Source organism: Ferrovibrio sp. (genome assembly GCF_025869515.1).
Classification (GTDB): Bacteria; Pseudomonadota; Alphaproteobacteria; order Ferrovibrionales; family Ferrovibrionaceae; genus Ferrovibrio.
The window spans coordinates 1-11,680 of sequence record NZ_JAOZVR010000037.1 but is presented as its reverse complement, the minus strand read 5'-3'; the positions used below and the strand labels follow the sequence as shown (position 1 = coordinate 11,680).

Here is an 11,680-nt window from a genome sequence, read left to right as displayed (position 1 = left end):
CCTCCGCCGACAGATCGATGCTGCCCGACGAGAAGCCGCCGTCCTTGCCCCACACCACCCACAGCTTGCCGGCGCCAGAGTCGGCGCCCTTGCTGCCGACCACGATGTCAGCCAGCCCGTCGCCGTTGAGATCGCCCAGCGCCATGCTGTTGATGCCAGACGTCACGCCGGTCAGCTTGACACCATTGGAGCCGTTGAGTGTCGCGATATCGACACTGCTGCCGGCCGCGTAGCTCGTGTTGCCGAAGAGCACGAAGCTGCCGGTGCCAGGATTCAGAATGTCCAGATGACCGCCGCTCCAACCAGCCATATCGGCGACGCCATCTCCATTTACATCGCCGCCACTAGTTATGTTGCGGTAAATATTATCGCCACCCGAGAAGGTGAAGTTCTGCAGGAGTAAGCCACCAGTATTGCTGGACAGATTCTGCTCAAACGTGCCAGCCGAATTTCCGAAGGTGATTTTGGTTGGGCCGTAATTCGTCTGCCCGTCATTGCCTCCGCCCATCGTCGTGACGATATCATCATAGCCGTCGCCATTTATGTCCAACGCGCCGGCAACAATTCCATGCATGGATTTGCTGGCTACGCCAACTGGGGTCAAACCGGCATAGGCACTAATTGTCGGGCTTGTGGACAGACCACCACTGCTCCCCAGGAAACCAGCGACAATAGGCGTGGTGGTTGAGACAGCCCCCCCTCCGTTAAAATCGCTGACGATTGATCCTGTGAACACATCGAGATGGCCATCGCCATTGAAATCTCCGGTTACAATTCCAGCGCCGTAGTACCCACGACTGGGTAGTAGCATCTGGTCCGTGGCGTTGTCTGGCGTTGCGTCACCCTCCATGACCGCGATCTTAATCGGTGCATTGACTGTACCACTCGGACTCCAGCCGAAATCCTCGAAACGTAACAAATCTCTATCGCCATCTAAGTCGATATCAGCAAATTCAAAGTTAACTACACCGGTGTGACTGGCGAATTTAATGACGCTCGGCGAAGTTGTTGTGGTGAAATTACCCCCGTTCAGCTGGGTGGCGAGTGAACTGGCTTGGCCAAGAATCACACCATGCTCTGAAACCAGCGGCGAAGATGCGGAGACACCCAGCGCCAAGTCCGTCGCGCCGTCGCCATTGAAATCCCCGGCAGACAGTTTGGCAACTCCTCGCGCGTTGCTGGCGGCACGTACCCCGACGGATGCCAATGCCATTTCATCTGACTTGACAGTGAGATTGACGGTAGCGGTATCCGCGCCGCCGTTGCCATCCGAGATGGTGTAGGTGAAACTGGCCGGACCGTTGTAGTTGGCGGTCGGCGTGAAGACGATGTTGCCGTCAAGGTCGAAGTCGACCGTGCCACCGACCGCCCCCTGCACCGACTGGATAGTGAGGGGATCGCTGTCGGGATCGCTGTCGTTGCTCAGAAGCATGGCCGTCGAGAGCGTCAGCGGTCTGTCCTCGAAAGTGCTGTAGCATTTCAGCGGCGTGATCAACATGTCCTGAAAATGCTCACCCGACACGATATCGACGGTGCCGTCCTCTGCGCCCACCACCAGGTCGTTCCTACCATCGCCATCCATATCGGCGATGGTCAACGCGGTGCCGATACCTTGAGATGCCGCACCGGTCAGGTTGGTGAACAACGCCGGGTTGTCGACCGACAGATCGATGCTGCCGGATGAGAAGCTGCCGTCCTTGCCCCAGACCACCCAGAGTTTGCCGGCGCCTGAGCCGGTATTCTTGCTGCCGACCACGATGTCGCCGATGCCATCGCCGTTGAGATCGCCTAACGCCATCGAGTTGATGCCGGACGACACGCCGGTCAGTTTGATCCCGTTGGTGCCATTGAGAGCGGAGATATCCACGCTGCCGCCGCTGGCATAAGAGGTATTGCCGAACAGCACGAAGCTGCCGGTGCCGGGGTCGAGAATATCCCTGTGACCGCCACTCCAGCCTGCCATGTCAGCCAGACCATCACCATTCACATCGCCGCCCGACGCGATATTGCGATACGTCTGGTTGCCGCCGGCGAAGGAAAAATTCTGCAGCAGCAGGCCGCCGGTGTTGCTGGACAGATTCTGCTCGAATGTCCCCGCCGAATTACCGAAGGTGATTTTGGCATTGCCAATAACGCCCTGGGCCTGGTTGGTGACATTGGTGACGATATCGTCATAGCCGTCGCCATTCAGATCCACTGCGCCCAGAGCCAGCGTATGCGCCTGCCTGCTACCGCCGTGTGTGGGCGTTATCCCCGTGTAACCCGAGAGACTGGGGGCCGTCGCGAGCCCACCCGAACCCCCGAGGTAACCCGCAAGCGACGCCGTCGTTGCTGTCACTGCCGGGCCGCTATTGAAGTCGCTAACGATGGAACCGGAAAACAGGTCGGCATAGCCGTCGCCGTTGAAGTCTGCGGTGACCAGAGAAACGCCATAATAGCCTTGGTTGGGCAGCAGTGTCTGGTCAGTGGTGCTGTCGGGTGTCGCGTCACCCTCCATCACAGCGATCTTGATAGGTGCGTTGACTGTGCCGCTCGGGCTCCAGCCGAAATCCTGAAAATGCAGCAGGTCGCTGTCGCCGTCGTGGTCGATATCGGAAAAGCTGAAACTGACCACGCCTGTGTGGCTGGCAAACTTGAAGATGCTAGGGCTGGTCGTCGTCGTGAAGTTGCCGCCATTAAGCTGTGTGGTCAGTGAGTTGGCTTGGCCGAAAATCACGCCATGCTCGGCGACCAGCGGCGAAGACGCCGAAACGCCAAGCGCTAGGTCGGCCACACCGTCACCATTCAAATCGCCCACCGACAGCTTGGCGACGGCACGCGCGCCGCTAACTGCGCGCACTGAGATGGAAGAAAGAGCCACTGTCGCAAAGACGGACCCGCCGTTATTGACGGCATTCGGGTTTTGATTCGACATGACTTCCCCCTAATGACTTTGCTTTTAAAACTGGTAGCAGAGCGTTGCGATTCTCTGCAACCGAAAGAATATAGAGTTCAAATAAACTTCACGCTTTAATATAAAATTCGAATCGTCACGCCAAAAAGAGGCCGCCTTATAGGCGGCCTCTTGATCGTCTTATGTTTACTCCGCCGCCTCGACCAGGCGGCCGAGAATGGTGAGGCCCTGCGGTCCGGCACTCACCGTCACCGTCGTTCCATCGGCAATCGCGCCTTCGAGGATCAGGCTGGCCAGCGGGTTCTGCAGCGAGCGCTGGATCACCCGCTTGAGCGGCCGCGCGCCATAGACCGGATCGTAACCGGCATCGGCGAGCCATTTCTTCGCCGCCTCGTCCAGCCTGATCTCGATCTTGCGATCGGCCAGCAGCTTGCGCAGCCGCATCAGCTGGATATCGACGATGCCGGTCATGTTCTCGCGGCTCAGGCGACGGAACAGGATCACTTCATCGAGCCGGTTGAGGAATTCCGGCCGGAAGCTGGCGCGCACCACTTCCATCACCTGGTGCCGCGTCGCCTCGTCGATCTGGTCGCCTTCCGCCCGGGCCAGATATTCGCTGCCCAGATTGGAGGTCAGGATGATCACGGTGTTCTTGAAGTCCACCGTGCGGCCCTGGCCGTCGGTGAGGCGTCCGTCGTCCAGCACCTGCAGCAGCACGTTGAACACATCGGGATGCGCCTTTTCGACTTCGTCGAACAGGATCACCTGATAGGGGCGACGGCGCACCGCTTCGGTGAGCGCCCCGCCCTCGTCATAGCCGACATAGCCCGGGGGCGCGCCGATCAGGCGGCTGACCGAATGCTTTTCCATGTATTCCGACATGTCCATGCGCAGCAGGGCACTGTCGTCGTCGAACAGGAATTCGGCCAGCGCCTTGGTCAGCTCGGTCTTGCCCACACCGGTGGGGCCGAGGAACAGGAAGCTGCCAATCGGCCGGTTCGGGTCCTGCAGGCCGGCGCGGGCGCGGCGCACCGCATTGGCCACCGCCACCAGCGCCTCGTCCTGGCCCACCACGCGGGTGCCCAGCTTGGTTTCCATCTTCAGCAGCTTCTCGCGCTCGCCCGACAGCATCTTGTCGACCGGGATGCCGGTCCAGCGCGACACCACGCCGGCGATGTCGCTTTCGGTGACGGCTTCGCGGACGATGGCTTTCTTGTCACCGGGGCTGCCGCTCTTCTCGGCGTCCTGCAGCTTGCGCTCCAGATCGGGGATCACGCCGTAGGAGAGTTCAGAGGCGCGGTTCCAGTCCGACTTGCGCTGCGCCTGTTCGAGATCCAGCCGCGCGGCATCGAGCTGTTCCTTCAGCTTCTGGGCATCGCCGAGCTTGTCCTTCTCGCCCTGCCAGGCGGCGGTCAGCGTCTGCGACTGCTCTTCCAGATCGGCCAGTTCCTTTTCCAGCTTGCCGAGGCGATCCTTGGAGGCCGGATCGGTTTCCTTTTTCAGCGCCTCGCGCTCGATCTTGAGCTGCATGATGCGGCGGTCGAGTTCATCCACCGCTTCGGGCTTGGAATCGACTTCCATGCGGAGCCGCGCCGCCGATTCATCGATCAGGTCGATGGCCTTGTCGGGCAGGAAACGGTCGGTGATATAGCGGTTCGACAGCGTGGCGGCGGCGACAATGGCGCTGTCGGTGATGCGCACGCCGTGATGCACCTCATACTTCTCTTTCAGGCCGCGCAGGATCGAGATGGTGTCTTCCACCGTCGGCTCGCCGACGAAGACCGACTGGAAGCGCCGCGCTAATGCTGCATCCTTCTCGATATACTTGCGGTATTCATCCAGCGTGGTGGCGCCGACGCAATGCAGCTCGCCGCGCGCCAGCGCGGGCTTGAGCAGGTTGGAGGCATCCATGGCGCCATCTGCTTTACCCGCACCGACCAGGGTGTGCAGCTCGTCGATGAACAGGATGATCTGGCCATCGGCCGAGGTGACCTCGGCCAGCACGGCCTTCAGCCGCTCCTCGAATTCGCCGCGGAATTTCGCGCCGGCGATCATGGCGCCGAGATCGAGCGCCATCAGGCGCTTCTGCTTCAGGCTTTCCGGCACGTCGCCCTTGGTGATGCGCAGCGCCAGGCCCTCGACGATGGCGGTCTTGCCGACGCCGGGTTCGCCGATCAGCACGGGATTGTTCTTGGTGCGGCGCGACAGCACCTGGATGGTGCGGCGGATTTCCTCGTCGCGGCCGATCACCGGATCGAGCTTGCCCTGTTCGGCCGCCTCGGTGAGGTCGCGGGCGTATTTCTTCAGCGCGTCATAGGCCTGTTCGGCCGAAGCCGAATCGGCCTTTCTACCTTTACGCATGTCCTGGATGGCTTTTTCCAGCGATTGCGGCGTGACACCGGCGGCTTTCAGCGCATCGGCGGCCGGCGTGCCGGCCTGCAGCGCAATCGCCTGCAGCAGGCGCTCGGCGGCGACGAAACTGTCGCCGGCCTTTTCGCGCATCTTCTCGGCGGCCTCGAACAGGCGCGCCATCTCGGGCGCCAGATAGAGCTGGCCGGCACCGCCGCCCTCGACCTTGGGCATTTTCGCCAGCGCGTCTTCGTTCTTCGCCTTGGCGATATCGGGCTGGCCGCCGGCGGCCCGGATCAGGCCCGCCGCCATGCCTTCCGGATCGTCGATCAGGACTTTCAGCAGATGCTCGGGCGAAAACCGCTGATGCCCGCGGGCCAGCGCCATGGTCTGGGCGGCCTGCAGAAAGCCACGCGCACGCTCGGTGTATTTCTCGAAATCCATGTTCAAGCTCCTGTTGGCGGCCCGTTTTCGGATGCAGCCCCCGGCTGGCGGCAGGCTGCGGGTGGGCCCCGCTTCTCATTGCAGAGATGTGGGAAGCGGTCCTGTACCTACAAGAGGGCAAACGGGTGAATTTCGCCTTGATCGCGGTCAATCAGCCGTCTTCGGCATGATCGGGCAGGGCCGGCCGCTGCAGGGCGCCGGTGGCGGCAAGCCGCGCCCGGTCGGGGCCATCTATATCCACGATGGCGCGCGGCGGCTCGGCCGGGTGGGGCATGGCCGGCCGTGGACGCGGCGAAACCGGTCGCGCCTCGCCCATGGCCGCGCTGCGCTGCGGGTCGCGGACGGCCGGGTCAGGTCCGTTCGATGCCGATTGCGTCCCGTTGGATGCCGAATGAGTCCCGTCGGGTGTCGAAAGCGTCCCATTCGATGCCGAATGCGTCCCGTCGGGTGCCGAAGGCGTCCCGTTCGATACCGAACGGGGTCCGGCGGGGGCCGGGTCAGGTCGCGGCGGGCTGGCTGCCGCCGTCACGGCAGCGGCAGGCGCCGGCGCCATGCGTGCGGCTTTGGCGATGCCGGCTTCCAGGCCGGCGACGAAACCGCTGGCTTCGGCGGCCTGCAGGTCCATGCCGCGCTTTTCGACCGCCAGCCGGGCCCGCCAGGCCATGTTGGGCGGCGGATCGCCGGTGGCGCCGAGCTGTTCGACCTGCCGGGCCATGTCGCCGCCGTCGGGCCGGCCGGCCTCGCTGAGCAGGCGCAGCCCGTCGCCATCCAGGCTGTCGGGCTGCAGGCCGCGGCTGACCAGGGCGCCGGGCGCGGCGGCGGCCAGCTGCAGCCCGGCCAGCAGGCGCTGGCGGTCCAGCGCCTGCTGCAGATAGAAGCGGAAACGCAGGCTGCGGCGCAGATGGCGCCAGATGCGGTCCTCCTGCAGGCCGAGATCGGCGGCAATGGCGGCCGGCTGGGCCCCGGCGGCGAGCCGGCGGGCGATGTCGCGCCAGGGGATGCGCCGGGGCGAGGTGGGCACGGGGATGGGTTGGCCAGCAATGGCGACGGGATCGGACACAACTGCCTCCAGTCTCTCTCTTGACGGATATAGAACAAATAGTGTATACAGGAATAAATGTCAATACACTGCCGTCTGGAGTGTATCTACAATGTAGACACAATCCACGGCTGGAGAGAGCAATGCGGATCACCGTCAAGCAATGGGGCAACAGCGCGGCCGTGCGCCTGCCGACCGCTATTCTGGAAGCCTCCGGCCTGAAGCTGGATCAGCAGGTCGAAATCAGGGAAGAGCATGGCCGTATCGTGATCGAGCCGGTCGAGATCGAGCCGGAAGAGATCGACATCGAGGCGATCTGCGCCCAGCTCGACCCCAACGAAAAGCCCGAACTTGTCGATTTCGGTCCGCCGGTTGGCAGCGAGGTCTGGTGAATGGCGGAGGACGCTTACATTCCAGAGCGAGGGCATCTGGTCTGGCTCGACTTCAACCCGCGAGTGGGCACCGAACAAAGCGGCCATCGTCCGGCCCTGGTTTTATCGCCTTCGGCGTATAACCGAGTCGGGCAAATGATTTGCTGTCCACTGACCAGCCAGAATAAGAACTGGGCTTTTCTCGTCCCCATCTCCGGCGGCGGCAGGACGTCATTTGCCATCGTCGACCAAATCCGATGTGTGGACTGGCGTACCCGCGGTGCGGCATTCATCCGCCGCGTGGAACCGGCCGAACTGAATAGGGTCCGCACGTTGGCGCGCGGGCTGATCTGAAGGCTTCGCCCAGTTTACGCCAACGGTACGAAACGATCACTCCCGCTCTGCCGCAGCATCGCTCAGCACCGCGAAGCGGCCGCCCGGCACGTAGCGATAGAGCGTACTGGCGGCGATGCCGAGTTCGGCCGCCACGCCTTCGATCGTACGGTTGGGCTGCGCCAGCAGCTTGCGCGCCTCGGCCATGCGCGCGGCATCCAGCGCGCGCGGCCGGCCGGCTTTTCTTTCTTCGGGGCCGAGCTCCGCCAGGCCGGCGCGGCGGCGGAATTCCGAACGGAACTGGTGCGGCGAGCCCTGCACATCGCGGATCGGCACATCCGCGCGCGCGCCGAAATAGATGTTCATCAGCCGCACGCCGTTGACGATATCGACCGAGCGCGGATGTTCGGCACTGACCCGGCTGTCGAGCGCGGTGCGGATCTCGGTCGCGGCCCTGGCCAGTTTCATGATCTTGTCGAACATGCCCTTGCCATAGGCGTCATGCGCCGCCATGGCGAGCAGCACGATGTCACCTTCGGCTTTGCGCAGGATTTCCCCCGCCAGCATATGTTCCTCGAAATCGAAATGTTCTTTCCTGGCCGGCATACCGATTCCCGAAACTGTTTATCTAAATCATGCTCATCTATAGTTTTTAGGAAATTATTACTGAGAAAACAAGGATTTTCGACGAATCCGCCGATGCCGAGTGATCGCTTTACCTCGCCGCCGGCCTCGCCTAAACACAGAACAGCCTTTGCAGCCCGAACGGGCCCAACCCGGATAGTCCTTCATGTGCGGCATTGCCGGTATCCTGACCTGGCGCGACACCCCGGCCGAGCGGCTGACCGGCCGGATCACGGCGATGACCGATGCCATCGCCTATCGCGGCCCGGATGCGGCGACATCCTGGACCGATGCGGGCGCCGGCCTGGCGCTGGGCCACCGGCGGCTGGCCATCGTCGACCTGACGCCGACCGGGGCGCAGCCGATGTCGAGCGCCAACGAACGCTTCGTGATCTGCTACAACGGCGAGATTTTCAATGCCGCCGATGTGGCGCATGACCTGCCCGGCGTGAATTTCCGCGGCACCTCGGATACCGAGGTGCTGCTGGAGGCCTGCGTGGCCTGGGGCGTGGAAAAAGCCATCACGCGCTTCATCGGCATGTTCGCCTTCGCCCTGTGGGACCGGCGCGACCGCGTGCTGTGGCTGGTGCGCGACCGGCTCGGCATCAAGCCGCTGTACTGGACCAAGCAGAATACCGAGGAAGGTCCGGCCGTGCTGTTCGGCTCGGAGCTGAAGGCACTGACCGCCTATCCGGGCTGGGCGCCGCAGCTGGACCGCGCAGCCCTGGCCGGATACCTGCGCTACGGCTATGTGCCGGCGCCGCGCTCGATCCATGCCGGCGTGCACAAGCTGGAACCCGGGCACATCCTGCGCATCGAAGCCGACGGCCGGGAGACGCTGAGCCGCTTCTGGGACCTGCGCCAGATCGCCCGCGACGGCGTGCGCCACCGCGACAACCGCAGCGAGGCCGAGCAGCTGGAGACGCTGCATGTGCTGCTGAAGGATGCGGTGAAGCGGCGCATGATCGCCGATGTGCCGCTGGGCGCTTTTCTGTCCGGGGGCATAGACTCATCGACCGTCGTGGCGCTGATGCAGGCGCAGTCGGGCCAGCCGGTGAAGACCTTTTCCATCGGCTTCCAGGACGAGGCTTTCAACGAGGCCGGCCATGCCCGCGCGGTGGCGCAGCATCTGGGCACCGACCATACCGAGCTGGTGATCGATCCCGCCCATGCGCGCGACGTGATCCCCGACCTGCCCTTCATGTATGACGAGCCGTTTTCCGACAGCTCGCAGATTCCCACCTACCTCGTCTCGAAACTGGCGCGCGAGCAGGTCACCGTGTCGCTGTCGGGCGACGGCGGCGACGAAATCTTCGCCGGCTATGTGCGCTATCTCGGCATCGACCGGGTGTGGAACGGCGTCGGCGGCGTGCCGCTGGCGGCGCGGCGCATCGGCGCCGGCATGCTGGGGCTGCTGTCGCCCGATGCCTGGGATGCGCTGCTGAGCCCGGTGCCGGCCCGCCACAAGCCGAAATTCCTCGGCGACAAGATCCACAAGGGCGCGGCGATCCTGGGCCAGGCCGATCCGGATGCGATGTACGATGCGCTGGTGTCGCAATGGGACGGCGAAAGCCTGGTGGCCGGCGCCGGGCCGCGCCTGCCGCATGACACCACGCTGGCGCATGACCTGCCGGAAACCGTGGCGCGGCTGCGCTATCGCGACATGACCACCTATCTGCCCGACGACATCCTGACCAAGGTGGACCGCGCCAGCATGGCGGTGGCCCTGGAAGCGCGCGTGCCGCTGCTCGATCACCGCGTGGTCGAATATGCCTGGACCCTGCCGCCCGACCGGCTGCTGCAGGGCGGCCAGGGCAAGCGGCTGCTGCGCCAGGTGCTCTATAAATATGTGCCGCGCGCGATGGTGGAGCGGCCCAAGACCGGCTTCGGCATGCCGGTGGGCGACTGGCTGCGCGGGCCGTTGCGCGACTGGGCCGAGACGCTGCTGTCGGAAGCGGCGCTGAAAGCCGACGGGCTGATCGATCCGGCCCCGGTGCGGCAGCGCTGGCAGGAGCATCTGGGCGGCCGGCGCAACTGGCAGCATGCGCTGTGGACCGTGCTGATGTTCCAGGCCTGGCGGGCGCGCTGGCGCGGCGTTTCAGTGCCCTGAACACGGCGCCGCATCCCGGTCGCGCTCCGTTACCTGTATTGGGCGAATTTCCCCAACGGCAGAGACACTTATGTGCGATGCCGAAGGCGCGGCGGCGGCATGTCGGTTCGTTGACAGCCCTCAGGGCGGGTTATAGTGTGCAGCGCGAAAAAGCTGGCGCCCAAGCGTGGTCTTGGCCATTTGGGCCGCCAAAATCCGTTTCTCGCCGCTTATTGCTAACAATCAGGGTTGCATGTCCATGAAGGTTCTGGTCGCGGTCAAGCGCGTGGTGGACTACAACGTCAAAATCCGCGTCAAGGCGGACAAGACGGGTGTCGATCTCGCCAACGTCAAGATGTCGATGAATCCCTTCGACGAAATCGCCGTCGAAGAGGCCGTGCGGCTGAAAGAGGCCGGCGTGGCCACCGAAGTGATCGCCGTCTCGATCGGCCCGGCCCAGGCGCAGGAAACCATCCGCACCGCGCTGGCCATGGGCGCCGACCGCGGCATCCTGGTGAAGACCGACGCCGAAGTGCAGCCGCTGGCGGTGGCCAAGATCCTCGCCAAGATCGCCGAAGCCGAACAGCCGCAGCTGGTGATCGTCGGCAAGCAGGCGATCGACGACGACAGCAACCAGACCGGCCAGATGCTGGCCGCATTGATGAACTGGGCCCAGGGCACCTTTGCCAACAAGGCGGCCATTGCCGACGGCAAGGCGACCGTGGTGCGCGAAGTCGACGGCGGCCTGGAGACGGTCGAGCTCAAGCTGCCGGCGGTGGTGACCACCGACCTGCGCCTGAACGAGCCGCGCTATGCCAGCCTGCCCAATATCATGAAGGCGAAGAAGAAGCCGATCGACGAGAAGATGCCCGAGGATTTCGGCGTCGATATCGCGCCCCGGCTGAAGACGCTGTCGGTGGAAGAGCCGCCCAAGCGCAAGGCCGGCATCAAGGTGCCGGACGTTGCCACCCTGGTGCAGAAGCTGAAGACCGAAGCGGGAGTGATCTGAGATGAGCGTCCTCGTAATCGCCGAACACGATAACGCCTCGCTGAAGGGCGCGACGCTCAATGCGGTGACCGCCGCGAAAGCCATCGACGCCGATGTGCATGTGCTGGTCGCCGGCGAGAATGCCGGTGCCGCCGCCGCCGCCGCCGCCAAAGTCGCCGGCGTCGCCAAGGTGATCCATGTCGATGCCGCGCAGTATGGCCATGGCCTGGCCGAAGCCCTGGGCGTGCTGATCGCCGGCCTGGGCAAGGGCTATGGCGCCATCGTGGCGCCGGAGACCACATCGGGCAAGAACGTGATGCCGCGCGTGGCAGCATTGCTCGACGTGATGCAGATTTCCGGCATCGTCGAAGTGAAGTCTGCTGATACCTTCGTGCGGCCGATCTATGCCGGCAACGCCATGGCCACCGTGCAGTCGAGCGATGCGATCAAGGTGATCACCGTGCGCACCACCGGTTTTGCCGCTGCCGCCGCCGAAGGCGGCTCCGCCGCTGTCGAGACCGCGCCGGCCGCCAGCGATCCGGGCCTGTCG

At 64.0% G+C, this 11,680-nt stretch carries 8 protein-coding genes and 1 pseudogene; 5 read left to right on the top strand and 4 right to left on the bottom strand.

Features of this window, described 5'->3' with window-relative positions:
* From OJJ21_RS05085 to OJJ21_RS05075, 3 genes are all read right to left on the bottom strand, one after another.
* The coding region (locus OJJ21_RS05085; protein WP_297683790.1) for an FG-GAP-like repeat-containing protein at nt 1-2,914 on the bottom strand (2,914 nt) is incomplete at its 3' end.
* Nucleotides 2,915-3,079: 165 nt separating this feature from the next.
* The gene (clpB, locus tag OJJ21_RS05080) at nt 3,080-5,686 is read right to left on the bottom strand and encodes an ATP-dependent chaperone ClpB (RefSeq protein WP_297683788.1); all 2,607 of its coding nucleotides are present in this window, start codon (nt 5,684-5,686) and stop codon (nt 3,080-3,082) included.
* A 151-nt stretch (nt 5,687-5,837) separates the two neighbouring features.
* Nucleotides 5,838-6,746: a hypothetical protein gene (locus OJJ21_RS05075; protein WP_297683786.1), complete on the bottom strand. Its 909-nt coding sequence runs from the start codon at nt 6,744-6,746 to the stop codon at nt 5,838-5,840.
* 122 nt (nt 6,747-6,868) lie between these two features.
* On the opposite strand from OJJ21_RS05075, the gene OJJ21_RS05070 reads away from it, so the two are divergent.
* On the top strand, nt 6,869-7,117 hold the full coding sequence (locus OJJ21_RS05070) for an AbrB/MazE/SpoVT family DNA-binding domain-containing protein (protein WP_297683784.1): 249 nt from the start codon (nt 6,869-6,871) through the stop codon (nt 7,115-7,117).
* Nucleotides 7,118-7,450 (top strand): endoribonuclease MazF, encoded by a 333-nt coding sequence (gene mazF, locus OJJ21_RS05065; RefSeq protein ID WP_297683782.1) that lies wholly within the window; start codon nt 7,118-7,120, stop codon nt 7,448-7,450.
* A gap of 36 nt (nt 7,451-7,486) precedes the next feature.
* On the opposite strand, the gene OJJ21_RS05060 is transcribed toward mazF, so the two are convergent.
* Nucleotides 7,487-8,035: a helix-turn-helix domain-containing protein gene (locus OJJ21_RS05060; protein ID WP_297683780.1), complete on the bottom strand. Its 549-nt coding sequence runs from the start codon at nt 8,033-8,035 to the stop codon at nt 7,487-7,489.
* Between the two features lie 184 nt (nt 8,036-8,219).
* Between OJJ21_RS05060 and asnB the strand changes: the two genes are divergently transcribed.
* The 3 genes and pseudogenes from asnB to OJJ21_RS05045 all read left to right on the top strand — a co-directional run.
* The gene (gene asnB / locus OJJ21_RS05055; protein ID WP_297683778.1) at nt 8,220-10,163 is read left to right on the top strand and encodes an asparagine synthase (glutamine-hydrolyzing); all 1,944 of its coding nucleotides are present in this window, start codon (nt 8,220-8,222) and stop codon (nt 10,161-10,163) included.
* A 238-nt stretch (nt 10,164-10,401) separates the two neighbouring features.
* Complete coding sequence (locus OJJ21_RS05050; protein WP_297683792.1) at nt 10,402-11,151, top strand: electron transfer flavoprotein subunit beta/FixA family protein; 750 nt, start codon at nt 10,402-10,404, stop codon at nt 11,149-11,151.
* A 1-nt stretch (nt 11,152) separates the two neighbouring features.
* Nucleotides 11,153-11,680 (top strand): annotated as a pseudogene (locus OJJ21_RS05045) (electron transfer flavoprotein subunit alpha/FixB family protein); the annotation flags it as partial.